Raw genomic sequence first — 14,847 nt, 5'->3', positions numbered from 1 at the left:
CCGGTGGGGGACCGTCGAAGACTGACCCTGCGAGCCCGCCAATCCTTAGTAAGGTTGTCTTGCGTGAAAGCTCTCCGCCGCTTTACGGTCCGCGCCCACCTGCCCGAGCGGCTCGCCGCACTCGAAGAGTTGTCCATCAATCTGCGATGGTCCTGGGACAAGGCAACGCAAGACTTGTTCGCAAGCATCGATCCGACACTGTGGGCGAACTGCGGCAGCGATCCGGTAGCGCTGCTCGGCGCGGTCAACCCCGCCCGTCTCGACGAATTGGCGCTCGACGAGGGCTTTTTGCGGTGGCTCGACGAGCTGTCCGCCGACTTGAACGACTACCTGAGCCGCCCGCGGTGGTATCAGCAACAGCAGGAGGCCGGCATCGCGATGCCGACCGGTATCGCGTATTTCTCGATGGAGTTCGGCGTCGCCGAGGTGCTGCCCAATTACTCGGGTGGCCTGGGCATCCTGGCCGGCGATCACCTTAAGTCCGCGTCCGATCTTGGCGTGCCGCTGATCGCCGTCGGCCTGTACTACCGCTCGGGGTACTTCCGGCAGTCGCTGAGCGCGGAAGGCTGGCAGAACGAGACCTACCCGTCGCTGGATCCGCACGGGCTTCCGCTGCGGCTACTCACCGACGCCGCCGGGGATCCCGCGCTGGTGGAACTGGCGCTGCCCGACTCGGCGCGCCTTTCCGCGCGGATCTGGGTGGCACAGGTAGGCCGGGTTCCGCTGCTGCTGCTGGATTCCGACGTCCCCGAGAACGAGCACGACCTGCGCAGCGTCACCGACCGGCTGTACGGCGGCGACCAGGAACACCGGATGCGCCAGGAGATCCTGGCCGGGATCGGCGGCGTGCGAGCGATTCGCGCGTTCACCGCGATCGAAGGCCTGCCCGCTCCCGAGGTGTTCCACATGAACGAGGGGCACGCCGGGTTCCTCGGCGTGGAGCGCATTCGCGAGCTGATCGCCGATCAGGGGCTGGACTTCGACACCGCCCTGACGGTGGTGCGGTCGGCCACCGTGTTCACCACCCACACGCCGGTGCCCGCGGGTATCGACCGCTTCCCGGTCGAGATGGTGCAGCTGTACTTCGACGACCACTGCGACGAGGCTGCCGGCGATCGGACGCCCGCGTTGCTGCCGGGCGTGCCAACCGATCGGGTGCTCGCGCTCGGCGCCGAAGACGATGAGACCAAGTTCAACATGGCGCACATGGGGCTGCGGCTCGCGCAACGCGCCAACGGTGTCTCGCTGCTGCACGGTCGCGTCAGCCGGGGCATGTTCAACGAACTCTGGCCGGGATTCGACCGCGCCGAGGTGCCGATCGGGTCGATCACCAACGGCGTGCACGCCCGCACGTGGGCGGCGCCGCAATGGCTGCAGCTCGGCCGCGAGCTGGCCGGGCCGGACGACGCGGCATTCAGCGATCCGGGTGTGTGGTTGCGGCTGCGGGAAGTCGACGCCGGCCATCTGTGGTGGATCCGCTCCCAACTGCGTGCGCTGCTGGTCGATGACGTCCGGCGCCGGTTGCGCCGCTCGTGGTTGGAGCGCGGCGCGCCGTATGCTGAATTGGGTTGGATCACAAAGGCTTTCGATCCAGACGTGCTCACCGTCGGCTTCGCTCGCCGGGTGCCGACGTACAAACGGCTGACGCTGATGCTGAGCGACCCCGACCGACTCGAACGCCTGCTGCTCAATGAGGATCGCCCGATCCAGTTGATCGTCGCCGGGAAGTCACACCCGGCCGACGACGGGGGCAAGGCCCTGATTCAGCAGGTCGTGCGCTTCGCCGATCGTCCCGAGGTGCGCCACCGCATCGCGTTCCTGCCCGACTACGACATGTCCATGGCCCGGCTGCTGTACTGGGGCTGCGACGTCTGGCTGAACAACCCGCTGCGGCCTCTGGAGGCTTGCGGCACTTCGGGAATGAAGAGCGCGCTCAACGGCGGGTTGAACCTGTCCATCCGCGACGGCTGGTGGGACGAATGGTACGACGGCGAAAACGGTTGGGAGATACCGTCGGCAGACGGCGTGAGCGACGAGGAGCGCCGCGACGAGCTGGAATCCAGCGCCCTGTACGGCCTGCTCGAACAAGCAGTGGCGCCGAAGTTCTACGAGCGCGATGAGCACGGGGTGCCGCCGCGCTGGATCGAAATGGTCCGGCACACCTTGCAAACGCTCGGGCCCAAGGTGCTGGCTTCCCGGATGGTGCGCGACTACGTCGAGCAGTACTACACGCCGGCGGCGCAGTCGCTGCGCACGGCCGTTGCCGACACCGGCGAGGGCGCTTTCGGCGCCGCACGTGAGCTGGCCGACTACCGGCGGCGCGCGGTGCAGGCGTGGCCGAAGGTCGCGATCACCGACGTCGACTCCACCGGTCTGCCCGATACTCCGGTGCTCGGCTCGAAGCTGACGCTGACCGCGACCGTGCAGCTGGCCGGTCTGGCGCCCGACGAGGTCACCGTGGAGGCGGTGGTGGGCCGGGTCGATTCCGGCGATGCGCTGCTGGACCCGGTCACCGTCGAAATGTCCTACACCGGAACGGCCGAAGGCGGCAACCAGGTCTTCACGACGACGACCTCGTTGCCGGTGGCGGGAGCGGTCGGATACACCGTTCGGGTGCTGCCGTATCACCCGATGCTCGCCGCCGGTAACGAGCTCGGCCTGGTCGCGCTCGCCGGTTAGGTGTCGGACGCGTCGCGTAGGCGCTGCAAGGCGCCGCGGACCTGCTCGGCGTTGGTGGTCTGCCAAAACGGCGGCAGCGACGCCCGCAGGTAGCCGCCGTAGCCGGCGGTGACCATCCGCGAGTCGAGCACCGCCACCACTCCGCGGTCGGTGTCGCGGCGCAGCAGCCGTCCCGAGCCCTGCGCGAGCAGCAGCGCGGCATGATTGGCCGCGACGGCCATGAATCCGTTGCCGCCGCGAGCGGCCACCGCGCGCTGCCGCGCTCCCAGCAGCGGGTCGTCGGGACGCGGGAAGGGGATGCGGTCGATCAGCACCAGCGACAGCGACGGCCCGGGCACGTCGACGCCCTGCCATAGCGACAGCGTGCCGAACAGCGAGGTCTCCGGGTCGGCACTGAATTGCTCGACCAACGCCGAGGTGCTGTCGTCGCCCTGGCACAACACCGGCGTGGACAGCCGTTCGCGCATGGCATCGGCGGCGGCCCGGGCGGCGCGCATCGACGAAAACAGGCCCAGGGTGCGACCGCCGGCCGCGGTGATCAGTTCGGCGATCTCGTTCAGCTGCTCGGCCGAGCCGGTGCCGTCGCGGCCGGGCGGCGGCAGATGTTTTGCCACGTAAAGGATTCCGGCCTTCGCGTGCTCGAAAGGCGATCCGACGTCGAGGCCCCGCCAGGGCAGGCGGTCCGTCGCGTCGTCGGGTCCGGTCTCGGTTCCTGTGAGGCCCCACGCCGAGGCCATCGCATCGAAGGATCCGCCGATCGTCAGCGTCGCGGAGGTCAGCACGGTCGTCGACCGCGAGAACACATGGTTGCGCAGCAAGCCGGCCACCGTCAGCGGTGCCACCCGCAGCACGGGGCGCGTCGAGCCGCGGTTGTCCTCGTGATCCAGCCACACCACCTCGGTGCGATCGGGGATCGCGGGCCCGAACGCCGTCAGGATCCGCGACACGGTATCGGAGATCTCGCTCAGTGCCGCAACGGCTTCGGCGCGCGCAGCGGCCGCCTTGGCGTCGCTGGTGGTGTCGATGTCGGCGCGTGCCGCGCTGGCCACGTCGCGCAGTGCCCGCAGGTATGTCGCCAGCTCGTCGTCGAGGTGATCGATGCGCCCCGGCATGGCGTCGTGGATCGCCGCGGCGAAGGTCGCGGTTGTCGCCTCCAGGCGTCCGACCAGTTCCGGGTTCACCAATCGGGTGATCCGCCGCGCGGCGACCCCGAGGGCGGCGGACGTCAACTCCGCGGTCGCCACCGACGTCACCCGGTCGACCAACTCGTGCGCCTCGTCGACCACCAGCAGCGAATGTTCGGGCAGCACTGTCGATTCCGAGACCGCGTCGATGGCCAGCAGGGCGTGATTGGTGACTACGACGTCGGCCACACCGGCGCGCGCGCGGGCACGTTCGGAGAAGCACTCCGAGCCGAACGGGCAACGAGCCACCCCGAGGCATTCGCGCGCCGAGACGCTGACCTGCGACCAGGATCGTTCCGGCACACCGGGTTTGAGGTCGTCGCGGTCACCAGAATCCGTCGTCGAGGCCCAGGCGGTGAGCCGCTGAACGTCGCGGCCCAGGGCACTGGCCGCCATCGGATTGAACAGCTCCTCCTGCGGCCGACCCTCTTCGCCGTCGGGTTCTTCGGTGGAGTCGTTGTGAATTTTGTTCAGGCACAGATAATTTCGCCGTCCCTTGAGCAGCGCGAATTGCGGCGGATGCGGCAGCGCGTCGGCAAGCGACTCGGCCAGCCGCGGCAGGTCGCGGTCGACAAGTTGGCGCTGCAGGGCGATCGTGGCCGTCGACACCACGACCGGTTCCTCGTCGGCGATCGCGCGCACTATCGCCGGAATCAAGTACGCCAGCGACTTGCCGGTCCCGGTGCCCGCCTGCACGGCCAGGTGCTCACCGGTTTCGAATGCGCGCGCGACCGCAACGGCCATCTCCAGCTGGCCGCTGCGGTCGCTGCCGCCGAGTGCGGCCACGGCGATGGCCAGCAGCTCGGGCACGGAGAGGTCCGGCGTGATAACTCCCTTGGTTGCCCGCGGATTCGGCTAGCTCGACGGTATCGATCAGACCGGGATGCGCGTCGTCGGAATCGCCGGTTCACCGTGCGCCAATTTCAGGCCCTCCCAGGGCAGGCTGTGCAACCCGGATGCCACCAGGTCCCGGGCGGCGGCCAGGGCCGCGTGGCCGGTGCTCGCAAGCGCCTCGCCGCCGCGGACGAGCGGGACGGTCAGTACCCGGAACGGCTCCGTGGTCGCCGGCGGCCGGCCCGCGGGATGCACGATCTCTTCGGTGATCGTGCCGGTCGGGCGGGACAGCCGCAGCGCTTCTTTGTGGCCACCCTGGGATTCCTTGTGGCTGCTGCGTTTTTGCACCGGTATGCCTTCGACTTCGACCAGCTTGTAGACCATGCCCGCGGTCGGGGCGCCCGAGCCGGTCACCACCGAGGTGCCGGCGCCGTAGCTGTCCACCGGCTCGGCCCGCAGCGCGGCGATGGAGAACTCGTCGAGATCGCCGGACACCACGATGCGGGTGCGGGTGGCGCCCAGCCGGTCGAGCTGCTCGCGCACCTGGCGAGCCAGCACGCCGAGCTCGCCGGAGTCCAGTCGCACCGCGCCGAGCCTCGCCCCGACGGCGGCCACGGCGTTGGTCACGCCGGTTGTCACGTCGTAGGTATCCACCAGCAGCGTGGTGTCGGGGCCCAGCGCGTCGACCTGGGCCCGGAACGCGGCGAGCTCGTCGGGGCCGTTCGCATCGGTGTGCAGCATGGTGAACGCGTGCGCGGCGGTGCCCTCGGTCGGTACGCCGTAGCGACGCCCGGCTTCGAGGTTCGAGGACGCGGCGAATCCGGCGATATAGGCCGCGCGGGCCGCGGCGACGGCGGACTGTTCGTGGGTTCGCCGCGATCCCATTTCGATCAGCGGGCGCCCGGCGGCCGCACTGACCATGCGTGCCGCCGCGGAGGCGATCGCCGTGTCGTGGTTGAAGATCGACAGCGCCAGCGTTTCAAGTAGCACGCATTCGGCGAAGCTGCCGCGCACCGACAGCACCGGTGAGCCCGGAAAGTAGAGCTCACCTTCGGCGTAGCCGTCGATATCACCGGTGAACCGGAAGTCGCGGAGATAACGCAAGGTGTCCGGCTCGAGGAACTGCGCCATCAGCCGGCACGCGTCGTCGTCGAACCTGAACTGCGGCAAGAGCTCCAGCAAACGGCCGGTGCCGGCGACCACGCCGTAGCGCCGACCCGCGGGAAGGCGGCGGGCGAACAGTTCGAACGTGGTCCGGCGCGCTGCCGTGCCGTCGCGCAGCGCCGCTGCCAGCATCGTCAACTCGTACTTATCGGTTAACAGCCCAGCTAAGGCCGGCTCGTTCATTCTCCCAACGGTAACGGCTGGCGGCGGGCGGCCGGTCTCTCGGTATCCTGGAGGCCATGGTTGCTGCGTCAGCGCCCACCAAGCCCGGCACCACCGGGCAACGCGAGTCCGCTCCGGTCGAGGTGACCGCCAGTCCGTGGGTCACCATCGTGTGGGACGACCCCGTCAATTTGATGACCTACGTGACGTATGTGTTCCAGAAGTTGTTCGGCTACAGCGAGCCGCACGCCACCAAACTTATGCTGCAGGTGCACAACGAAGGCAAGGCAGTGGTGTCGGCGGGTAGCCGTGAGTCGATGGAAATTGACGTGTCCAAGCTGCACGCCGCCGGTTTGTGGGCGACGCTGCAGCAGGACCGCTGAGATCCGAGGGGCATCCGGGATTTCCAGTGCGCAAATGGAAGCGGGTTGAGACCGCCGAGGGTCCCCGTTTCCGGTCCTCCTTGGCTCCGCACGAGGCGGAGCTGCTGAGGAATCTGGTCGGCGCGTTGATCGGCTTGCTCGACGAGCGCGAATCCTCTTCGCCATCAGATGAACTCGAGGAGATCACCGGCATCAAGACCGGAAATGCCGAACCGCCTGAAGACCCGACGCTGCGCCGGCTGCTGCCGGACTTCTTCCGGCCCGACGACGAGGACTCGTCGAGCACCGGGTCGCAAGCACCCCTGAACTCCGCGCTGCGCAGTCTGCACGAGCCGGAGATTATCGACGCCAAACGTGCTGCGGCACAGCAGTTGTTACGCACAATTCCGGATAGTGGCGGACGGTTCGAGCTGAGCGAGGACCAGGCCAACGCCTGGATCTCAGCCGTCAACGACATTCGGCTGGCGCTGGGAGTCATGCTCGAAATCGGGCCGGACGGGCCGGAACGGCTGCCGGCCGACCATCCGATGGCCACCCATTTCGACGTCTACCAGTGGCTGACCGTGCTGCAGGAGTACCTGGTGTTGGTGCTGATGGGGCCCCGGTCATCTTGACGCGGGGGCCGATGAACGCGCTCACCGATGTCGGCGGCATCCGCATCGGCCACTATCAGCGCCTGGATCCGGACGCGGCGTTGGGCGCCGGGTGGGCCACCGGCGTCACCGTGGTGTTGACCCCGCCGGGGACGGTCGGCGCGGTCGATTGCCGCGGCGGCGCGCCCGGCACCCGGGAGACCGAACTGCTGGACCCGGCCAATTCGGTGCGGTTCGTCGACGCGGTCCTGCTGGCTGGCGGCAGCGCCTACGGTTTGGCGGCCGCCGACGGCGTGATGCGCTGGCTGGAAGAACACGAGCGTGGCGTGGCGATGAAGGGCGGATTGGTGCCCATCGTCCCGAGTGCGGTGATCTTCGACCTACCGGTCGGCGGCTGGGATTGCCGGCCGACGGCGGAGTTCGGCCACGCCGCCTGCGAGGCCGCCGGCGCGACGGTGGCCGTCGGCACGGTCGGCGCCGGGGTGGGGGCTCGGGCCGGCGTGCTCAAGGGCGGCATCGGCACGGCGTCGACGATGCTGCCGTCGGGCGTCACCGTCGGCGCGGTCGTCGCGGTCAATTCCGCCGGCGAGGTCGTCGACCGGACCACCGGCCTGCCGTGGATGGCGGATGCGATCAAGGAGTTGGCGTTGACGCCGCCGCCGGCCGACCAGATTGAGGCGCTCGCGCGGCTTCCTTCGCCGCTGGAACCGCTCAACACGACGATCGCGGTGGTCGCAACCGACGCGGCGCTGAGCTCCGCGGCGTGCCGGCGCGTCGCGATCGCCGCCCATGACGGCCTGGCCCGCACCATCCGCCCGGCGCACACCCCGCTGGACGGCGACACCGTGTTCGCGCTGGCGACCGGGGCGGTTGAGGTGCCCCCGCCGGCCGATGCGCCCGCGGCGATGTCGCCGGAGACGCGGCTGGTCACCGAGGTGGGCGCGGCCGCGGCCGATTGTCTGGCGCGTGCGGTGCTGGTCGGGGTGTTGTCGGCCGAGTCGGTCGCCGGAATACCGACCTACCGCGACACCTTGCCCGGTGCATTCCGGGCGGGGAGCTGACGTGTTGGTGATCCGCTCCGATGTGGTGGAGGCGGTCCGTCGCAGCCGAGGGCTCCGATCGTCCGCAGCGCCATCTCCCGCGATGGTCAACGACCGGCCCCTGGGCCGGTAGCCTGGATGATGCCGAGGACGCTCTAGAAGTGCAGTTATGGGTATGAGCCGCGCCGGCGACGATGCAGAGCGTAGCGATGAGGAGGAGCGGCGCGCATGAGCCCGGCCGGCGACGATGCAGAGCGTAGCGATGAGGAGGAGCGGCGCGCATGAATAGTGCACAGCAACGCGTACCCGCTACACGGAAAAAGCGGCCCGAGTGGGTGGTGGGCGGGGCCACGATCCTCACCTTTGTCGCGCTGCTCTACCTGATCGAACTGTTCGACCAACTGTCGCGGCATTCCCTGGACGCAAACGGCATCAGGCCGCTGGAAACCGACGGCCTGTGGGGGATCGTCTTCGCGCCCGTGCTGCATGCCAACTGGCAGCACCTGATGGCCAATACGGTCCCCCTGCTAGTGCTCGGATTTTTGATGACGCTGGCCGGTTTGTCCCGCTTCGTGTGGGCGACCGCGATCGTGTGGATCGTGGGCGGCTTCGGCACCTGGCTGATCGGCAACTGGGGCAGCAACTGCGGGCCGACGGACCATATCGGGGCCTCCGGGCTGATCTTCGGCTGGCTGGCCTTTCTGCTGGTCTTCGGAATATTCGTGCGCCGGTTCGTCGACATCGTCATCGGCCTGGTGGTGCTGTTCATCTACGGTGGCGTGCTGCTCGGCGCGATGCCGGTGCTCGGTCAATGCGGCGGGGTGTCCTGGCAGGGTCACCTATGTGGCGCCATCGCAGGCGTCGTCGCCGCGTATCTGTTGTCCGCTCCTGAGCGCAAGGCCCGGGCTAAGCGAAAAGCCGGCAACGCGCCGCGGCTGAAGACGTGAGCTCACCTTTGGCGCCCGTCGGGGTCTTCGACTCCGGCGTCGGGGGACTGACGGTCGCTCGCGCGATCATCGACCAATTGCCGGACGAGGACATCGTCTACGTCGGCGACACCGGCAACGGCCCCTACGGCCCGCTCACCATTCCCGAGGTGCGCGCTCACGCGCTGGCCATCGGTGACGATCTGGTGGGCCGCGGCGTGAAGGCGTTGGTGATCGCCTGCAACACCGCGTCGGCGGCCTGCCTGCGCGATGCCCGCGAGCGCTACGACGTGCCCGTCGTCGAGGTGATCCTGCCGGCCGTGCGCCGCGCCGTGGCCACCACCCGCAACGGCCGCATCGGCGTGATCGGCACCCAGGCAACCATCACGTCGCACGCCTACCAGGACGCGTTCGCCGCCGCCCGTGACACCGAGATCACCGCGGTGGCCTGCCCGCGCTTCGTCGACTTCGTCGAGCGGGGCGTGACGAGCGGGCGTCAAGTCTTGGGCCTGGCCGAGGGATACCTGGAGCCGCTGCAACGGGCCCAAATCGACACGCTGGTGCTGGGCTGCACGCACTACCCACTGCTGTCGGGGTTGATTCAGCTGGCCATGGGCGAAAACGTGACGCTGGTTTCCAGCGCCGAGGAAACCGCGAAGGAAGTGCTCCGGATGCTCACCGAACAGGATTTGCTGCGCCCGCACGACGCGGCGCCGGCGACGCGACACTTCGAAGCCACCGGCGACCCCGAGGCCTTCACCAAACTGGCGGCGCGATTCCTGGGGCCAGCCGTCAGCGGCGTCCGGCCAGTGCACCACTCGCCGATTGGCTAGCTCGCCGAGATTCTCATCACATCAATCGCGCGATGTTTTTCTCATGGTGCTTCCGGGCATGGCACAGTAGTGCCTGTGCGAATAACCGTGCTCGGCTGCTCGGGCAGCGTGGTCGGTCCGGACTCGCCAGCGTCGGGTTATTTGCTTCGGGCTCCGGACACTCCGCCGCTGGTCCTGGACTTTGGCGGGGGTGTGCTCGGCGCCTTGCAGCGCCACGCCGACCCGGCTTCCGTGCACGTGCTGTTGTCCCACCTGCATGCCGACCATTGTCTGGATATGCCGGGGCTGTTCGTGTGGCGCCGCTACCACCCGTCGTCGCGTCCGCTCGGCAAGGCGATGTTGTACGGCCCGAGCGACACCTGGTCGCGGTTGGGCGCCGCGTCGTCGCCGTACGGCGGTGAAATCGACGACTGCTCGGACATATTCGACGTCCATCACTGGGTCGACGGCGAGCCGGTCGAGGTCGGGGCACTGTCCGTGACACCGCGCATAGTCGCACATCCCACCGAGTCCTACGGGTTGCGAATCACCGATCCCAGCGGAGCGTCGTTCGTTTACAGCGGGGACACCGGAGTCTGCGATCAGCTCGTCGAGCTGGCTCGCGACGCCGACGTGTTCCTGTGCGAGGCGTCCTGGACGCACGCCCCGGATCGTCCGCCCGCCCTGCACTTGTCGGGCACCGAAGCCGGCCGGGTCGCGGCGCAGGCCGGCGTCCGCGAGCTGCTGCTGACCCACATCCCGCCGTGGACCTCGCGGGAGGACGTGATCAGCGAGGCCAAGGCCGAGTTCGACGGTCCCGTGCACGCCGTGGTGTGCAACGAGACATTTGACGTTCGGCACTCCGAACGAGTCTGATTCAGCCGACCTGCCTGCGTGACGCACCGGCGGCCCAGGGTGGCTAGGGTGATTGGGTGTCAAAACGAGAAGACGGTCGCAATGACGACGAGCTTCGCCCAGTGGTCATCACGCGCGGCTTCACCGAGAATCCCGCGGGTTCGGTCCTGATCGGATTCGGTGGGACCAAAGTCCTGTGCACGGCGAGTGTCACCGAGGGAGTACCGCGCTGGCGCAAGGGGACTGGCCTGGGTTGGCTGACCGCGGAGTACGCCATGCTGCCGTCCGCCACCCACACTCGCTCCGACCGGGAATCGGTGAAGGGCCGGCTGTCCGGGCGCACCCAGGAAATCAGTCGGCTGATCGGTCGATCGCTGCGCGCGTGCATCGATCTGGCGGCGTTGGGGGAGAACACGATCGCCGTCGATTGCGATGTGCTGCAGGCCGACGGCGGTACCCGCACGGCGGCGATCACGGGTGCCTACGTGGCGCTGGCCGACGCAGTGACCTACCTGTCGGCGGCGGGCAAGCTGTCGGATCCGCGGCCGTTGTCGTGCGCGATCGCGGCGGTCAGCGTCGGTGTGGTCGACGGCAGGATCCGCGTCGACCTACCCTACGAGGAGGATTCGCGCGCCGAGGTCGACATGAACGTCGTCGCCACCGATACCGGAACCCTGGTCGAGATTCAGGGCACCGGCGAGGGTGCGACCTTCCCGCGCTCGACGCTGGACAAGCTGCTTGATATGGCGCTCGGGGCCTGCGACACGTTGTTCGCCGCCCAGCGCGAGGCGCTGGAGTTGCCGTACCCGGGCGTGCTGCCCGAAGGCCCGAACGCGCCGAAGGCGTTCGGCAGCTGACCGTGCCGGATGGTGACGACCCGCCGCGCCCGGCTTCGCCGCCCTTGCGATCGTCACGGCTGCTGGTGGCCAGCCGCAACCCCAAGAAGCTGGCCGAACTGCGCCGGGTGCTGGACGGCGCCGGGCTCTCGGGGCTGACGCTGGTGTCGCTCAACGACGTGGCGCCCTTCGACGAGGCGCCGGAAACCGGTGCGACGTTCGAGGACAACGCGTTGGCCAAGGCGCGGGATGCGTTCGCGGCCACCGGGTTGGCGACCGTCGCCGACGATTCCGGTCTGGAGGTCGCGGCGTTGCGTGGCATGCCTGGCGTGCTGTCGGCCCGCTGGGCGGGCACTCACGGCGACGACGCCGCCAATACCGCGCTGTTGCTTGCCCAGTTGCGTGATGTGCCCGACGAACGGCGTTCCGCGGCATTTGTGTCCGCCTGCGCGCTGGTGTCGGACGGCGGCGAAGTCGTCGTGCGCGGCGAGTGGCCCGGCACGATCGCCCGCGAGCCGCGTGGCAACGGCGGGTTCGGCTACGATCCGGTCTTCATTCCGGGCGGCTCCGAGCGCTCCGCGGCGGAGTTGAGCCCCGCGGAGAAGGACGCGGCCTCGCATCGTGGTCGCGCGCTGGCGCTGCTGCTGCCGGCGTTGCGCGCGTTGGCCTGAGCGCGGTCGGCCTACAGCCCGAAGCGGGCCTTGATGTCCTTGGTCTGGAAGTGCTCAACGATGATGCCCAGCAGCGGGATGGTGCCGGCCAGCAGCACACCAATCGTCTTGCCGATCGGCCAGCGGACCTTGATCGCTAGATTGAAAGCCGTTAGCACGTAAGCGAAATACACCCAGCCGTGCACGATCCCGATCCACCGGATCTCGTGGCCGAACACCAGATGCGAGACGATCTCGTAGCACAGTGCGATCAGCCACAGACCCGTCGTCCACGTCATGATCCGGTAGCCGAGCAGGGCTGGGCGGATGCGATCGGCGGAGACGCTTGTTTCGGAGGGTGTCTCGGGCGTGGTCATGCGGTGGTCCTGTTCTGCTTTTCGGCATCTTGGGCTGCGAGCTGGGCCAGATAAGCGTTGTACTCCCGCAAGGCGGGGTCGTCGTCGGGTGGTTGCTGCGCGGGCGCGGGCCGCTCGGGTAGCAGCCCGGCCGGGATCTCGGTGACCGCGCCGTGGTCGCGCGGCCGCGGCGGTGCCTGTTCGTAGCGGACGAAATTGCGGTACGCATAGACGCAGAACCACGCGAATAACGGCCACTGCAATGCGTAGCCGAGGTTTTGGAAGGTGCCCGACGGCGACTCAAACCGTGTCCATTGCCACCAGCCCAAGGCCAGGCAGCCACCGGCCGCGACGATCGCCAAAACAATCAGTGCGGGCCGGTGATGGCGCTTCGGACGGGCCTCACTGGACACCCCTCGACGGTACCGCGCGCTCTTGACGCCCAGTGACAACAGCGCGGTGGGTTCGCTGGGCACCCGGTGTGGCGAAACTCTCAACGCTCAATAAAAGGCTAGGCTTGCCTTACTTAGGCGTGTAAGGTCCGTCGCCATGGCCTCCTCTTCCGCCGCGGTGACCGCTGCGCTGCAAAGCATTCTGCGTGACGACCTCAACGTCGACATGGCCCGGGTTACGCCCGACGCCAGGTTGGTCGACGATGTCGGTTTGGATTCGGTGGCCTTTGCTGTAGGCATGGTTGCCATCGAAGAGCGGCTCGGCGTCGCGCTGTCCGAGGAAGAACTACTGACCTGTGACACAGTCGGCGATCTGGACGCGGCGATCGCGGCGAAAACACCGTAATGAGCCAACTTGCGGCGGCGATCACGCGGTCAATGCGGACCGCTACCTCCGAATTGGCTGTCTTCGACAAGGAGACCTCGGACTGGAAACGGCTCCCGTGGCCGGACGTGCACGGGTTAGCCGAAGGGGTTGCGGCCTGGCTCCTTGACCATGACCGACCCGCCGCGGTCGGTCTCGTCGGCGAGCCAACCGTGGAGTTCATCGCGGCGATCCAGGGTTCATGGCTAACCGGCGCGGCCATCTCGATCCTGCCGGGACCGGTGCGAGGTGCGGACGCTCAGTACTGGGCGGAGTCGACGCTGCACCGGTTTGCCGGCATCGGGGTGGGCGCGGTGCTAAGCCACGGCTCGCACTTGGAAAGCCTGCGAGCGGTTGCGCGCGCGGGCATTGTCACCGAAGACCTCGCCACTGCGGCGCGCACCGACCGCTCGGCGTCGGGTATCCCGCATGCCGACCCGATTGGCCCGGCCATTCTGCAGGGAACGGCGGGATCGACCGGATCGCCCAAAACCGCGATGCTTTCGCCGGGCGCGGTGCTCAGTAACATGCGCGGTCTCGATCAACGATTCAGCTTCGATGCGTCGCGCGACGTTGTGTGCTCTTGGCTGCCGCTGTTTCACGACATGGGGCTTACCTGCGTGCTCGCCTCGATGATGGCCGGGCTGCCGCTGTGGCTGTCTTCTCCCACGGCGTTCTCCGCGTCGCCGTTCAACTGGCTGAAGTGGCTCTCGGAAAGCCGTGCGACGCTCACCGCCGCACCCAACCTCGCCTACAACATCCTCGGCAAGTACGCGACGCTGGTGTCCGGCGTCGATCTCAGCGCCATGCGGGTCGCCATCAACGGTGGCGAACCGGTGGACTGTGACGGCTTTGCGCGGTTCGCAGAAGCCATGGCGCCGTTCGGATTTGACGCCGGTGCGCTGGCGCCGTCGTACGGCCTTGCCGAGTCCACCTGCGCGGTCGCCTTGCCCGCACCCGGTACCGGATTGACCTTCGCCACCGTCTCGGACGAGCGCGGTCCGCGCAAGTACGCCGTCCTGGGACAGGCGCTTGCGGGCATGGAAATCCGGGTCGTATCCAGCGATCGCTACACCGACACGGCGGACCGCGAGATCGGTGAGATCGAGATTCGCGGCTCGTCGATGATGGATGGCTACCTGGGGCACCCGACCATCGATCGCGAAGGCTGGTTTCCCACCGGCGATTTGGGCTTCTTCGACGACGGTGGCCTGGTCGTGTGTGGCCGGGCCAAGGAAATCATCTCGATCGCGGGACGCAACATCTTCCCGACGGAGATCGAACTGATCGCCGCCCAGGTCACCGGGGTACGGGAAGGCTGCGTAGTCGCCCTGGGCACCGGCGAGCGGTCCGCTCGCCCCGGGCTGGTCGTCGCGGCCGAGTTCAAAGGTGATGACCAGACGCGGGCCCGCACCGAAGTGATTCAGCGCATCGCGTCGGTGTGCGGCATCGTGCCGGCCGACGTGGTTTTCATGTCGCCGGGTTCCCTGCCGCGCACCTCGTCGGGCAAACTGCGCCGGCTGGAAGTGCGGCGCACCCTCGAGCTGGTGGACTGAC

General features: G+C 68.3%; 15 protein-coding genes. 11 read left to right on the top strand and 4 right to left on the bottom strand.

Annotated elements, in window-relative coordinates; translation table 11 throughout:
- Window positions 1-63 precede the first annotated feature (63 nt).
- Window positions 64-2,679, top strand: coding sequence for an alpha-glucan family phosphorylase (gene glgP / locus MJO58_RS20065; RefSeq protein ID WP_239720738.1), 2,616 nt, complete (start codon window positions 64-66; stop codon window positions 2,677-2,679).
- Here glgP and MJO58_RS20060 read toward each other — a convergent pair.
- Both MJO58_RS20060 and MJO58_RS20055 read right to left on the bottom strand, forming a co-directional pair.
- A complete protein-coding gene (locus tag MJO58_RS20060) occupies window positions 2,676-4,691 on the bottom strand; it encodes an ATP-dependent DNA helicase (RefSeq protein WP_239723361.1) in 2,016 nt (671 codons plus the stop codon). The two genes, glgP and MJO58_RS20060, sit on opposite strands and share 4 nt — an antisense overlap.
- A 45-nt stretch (window positions 4,692-4,736) precedes the next feature.
- Window positions 4,737-6,044, bottom strand: a complete 1,308-nt coding sequence (locus MJO58_RS20055; protein ID WP_239720737.1) for a nicotinate phosphoribosyltransferase — start codon at window positions 6,042-6,044, stop codon at window positions 4,737-4,739.
- 56 nt (window positions 6,045-6,100) lie between these two features.
- Between MJO58_RS20055 and clpS the strand changes: the two genes are divergently transcribed.
- The 8 genes from clpS (at window position 6,101) to rdgB (ending at window position 12,139) form a co-directional block, all read left to right on the top strand.
- Window positions 6,101-6,406, top strand: a complete 306-nt coding sequence (clpS, locus tag MJO58_RS20050; protein ID WP_239720736.1) for an ATP-dependent Clp protease adapter ClpS — start codon at window positions 6,101-6,103, stop codon at window positions 6,404-6,406.
- A gap of 26 nt (window positions 6,407-6,432) precedes the next feature.
- Window positions 6,433-7,020 (top strand): oxidative stress transcriptional regulator AosR, encoded by a 588-nt coding sequence (gene aosR / locus MJO58_RS20045; protein WP_239720735.1) that lies wholly within the window; start codon window positions 6,433-6,435, stop codon window positions 7,018-7,020.
- Between the two features lie 11 nt (window positions 7,021-7,031).
- Window positions 7,032-8,060 carry a P1 family peptidase gene (locus MJO58_RS20040; protein WP_239720734.1) on the top strand — a complete coding sequence of 343 codons (1,029 nt, stop codon included), beginning with the start codon at window positions 7,032-7,034 and terminating at the stop codon, window positions 8,058-8,060.
- Window positions 8,061-8,320: 260 nt separating this feature from the next.
- The gene (locus tag MJO58_RS20035; RefSeq protein WP_239720733.1) at window positions 8,321-8,986 is read left to right on the top strand and encodes a rhomboid family intramembrane serine protease; all 666 of its coding nucleotides are present in this window, start codon (window positions 8,321-8,323) and stop codon (window positions 8,984-8,986) included.
- Complete coding sequence (gene murI / locus MJO58_RS20030) at window positions 8,983-9,798, top strand: glutamate racemase (RefSeq protein WP_090605051.1); 816 nt, start codon at window positions 8,983-8,985, stop codon at window positions 9,796-9,798. The genes MJO58_RS20035 and murI overlap by 4 nt, the downstream gene beginning before the upstream one ends.
- 69 nt (window positions 9,799-9,867) lie before the next feature.
- Window positions 9,868-10,653, top strand: coding sequence for a cyclic nucleotide-degrading phosphodiesterase (locus tag MJO58_RS20025; protein ID WP_090605048.1), 786 nt, complete (start codon window positions 9,868-9,870; stop codon window positions 10,651-10,653).
- 56 nt (window positions 10,654-10,709) lie between these two features.
- Window positions 10,710-11,489, top strand: a complete 780-nt coding sequence (rph, locus tag MJO58_RS20020; RefSeq protein WP_090605046.1) for a ribonuclease PH — start codon at window positions 10,710-10,712, stop codon at window positions 11,487-11,489.
- Window positions 11,490-11,533: 44 nt separating this feature from the next.
- On the top strand, window positions 11,534-12,139 hold the full coding sequence (gene rdgB, locus MJO58_RS20015) for an RdgB/HAM1 family non-canonical purine NTP pyrophosphatase (RefSeq protein ID WP_090609494.1): 606 nt from the start codon (window positions 11,534-11,536) through the stop codon (window positions 12,137-12,139).
- An 11-nt stretch (window positions 12,140-12,150) separates the two neighbouring features.
- On the opposite strand, the gene MJO58_RS20010 is transcribed toward rdgB, so the two are convergent.
- Both MJO58_RS20010 and MJO58_RS20005 read right to left on the bottom strand, forming a co-directional pair.
- The gene (locus tag MJO58_RS20010) at window positions 12,151-12,495 is read right to left on the bottom strand and encodes a DUF3817 domain-containing protein (RefSeq protein ID WP_090605043.1); all 345 of its coding nucleotides are present in this window, start codon (window positions 12,493-12,495) and stop codon (window positions 12,151-12,153) included.
- Complete coding sequence (locus MJO58_RS20005) at window positions 12,492-12,887, bottom strand: hypothetical protein (protein ID WP_090609491.1); 396 nt, start codon at window positions 12,885-12,887, stop codon at window positions 12,492-12,494. The genes MJO58_RS20010 and MJO58_RS20005 overlap by 4 nt, the downstream gene beginning before the upstream one ends.
- A gap of 136 nt (window positions 12,888-13,023) precedes the next feature.
- On the opposite strand from MJO58_RS20005, the gene mbtL reads away from it, so the two are divergent.
- Together mbtL and mbtM are read left to right on the top strand one after the other, a co-directional pair.
- Window positions 13,024-13,272, top strand: coding sequence for a mycobactin biosynthesis acyl carrier protein MbtL (gene mbtL / locus MJO58_RS20000; protein WP_090605040.1), 249 nt, complete (start codon window positions 13,024-13,026; stop codon window positions 13,270-13,272).
- Window positions 13,272-14,846 carry a long-chain-fatty acid--ACP ligase MbtM gene (mbtM, locus tag MJO58_RS19995; RefSeq protein WP_239720732.1) on the top strand — a complete coding sequence of 525 codons (1,575 nt, stop codon included), beginning with the start codon at window positions 13,272-13,274 and terminating at the stop codon, window positions 14,844-14,846. The genes mbtL and mbtM overlap by 1 nt, the downstream gene beginning before the upstream one ends.
- The last annotated feature ends 1 nt before the right edge of the window (window position 14,847 follow it).

The sequence above is a fragment of the Mycobacterium lentiflavum genome (genome assembly GCF_022374895.2).
GTDB classification, from domain to species: Bacteria; Actinomycetota; Actinomycetes; order Mycobacteriales; family Mycobacteriaceae; genus Mycobacterium; species Mycobacterium lentiflavum.
This window is presented reverse-complemented; position numbering and strand designations above follow the sequence as displayed.

Bases quoted from the DNA above. Each gene is read 5' to 3' on its own strand.
- mbtM (WP_239720732.1), top strand. From the start codon at position 13,272: ATGAGCCAACTTGCGGCGGCGATCACGCGGTCAATGCGGACCGCTACC.
- MJO58_RS20055 (WP_239720737.1), bottom strand. From the start codon at position 6,044: ATGAACGAGCCGGCCTTAGCTGGGCTGTTAACCGATAAGTACGAGTTG.
- MJO58_RS20040 (WP_239720734.1), top strand. From the start codon at position 7,032: ATGAACGCGCTCACCGATGTCGGCGGCATCCGCATCGGCCACTATCAG.
- MJO58_RS20010 (WP_090605043.1), bottom strand. From the start codon at position 12,495: ATGACCACGCCCGAGACACCCTCCGAAACAAGCGTCTCCGCCGATCGC.
- mbtL (WP_090605040.1), top strand. From the start codon at position 13,024: ATGGCCTCCTCTTCCGCCGCGGTGACCGCTGCGCTGCAAAGCATTCTG.
- clpS (WP_239720736.1), top strand. From the start codon at position 6,101: ATGGTTGCTGCGTCAGCGCCCACCAAGCCCGGCACCACCGGGCAACGC.
- MJO58_RS20035 (WP_239720733.1), top strand. From the start codon at position 8,321: ATGAATAGTGCACAGCAACGCGTACCCGCTACACGGAAAAAGCGGCCC.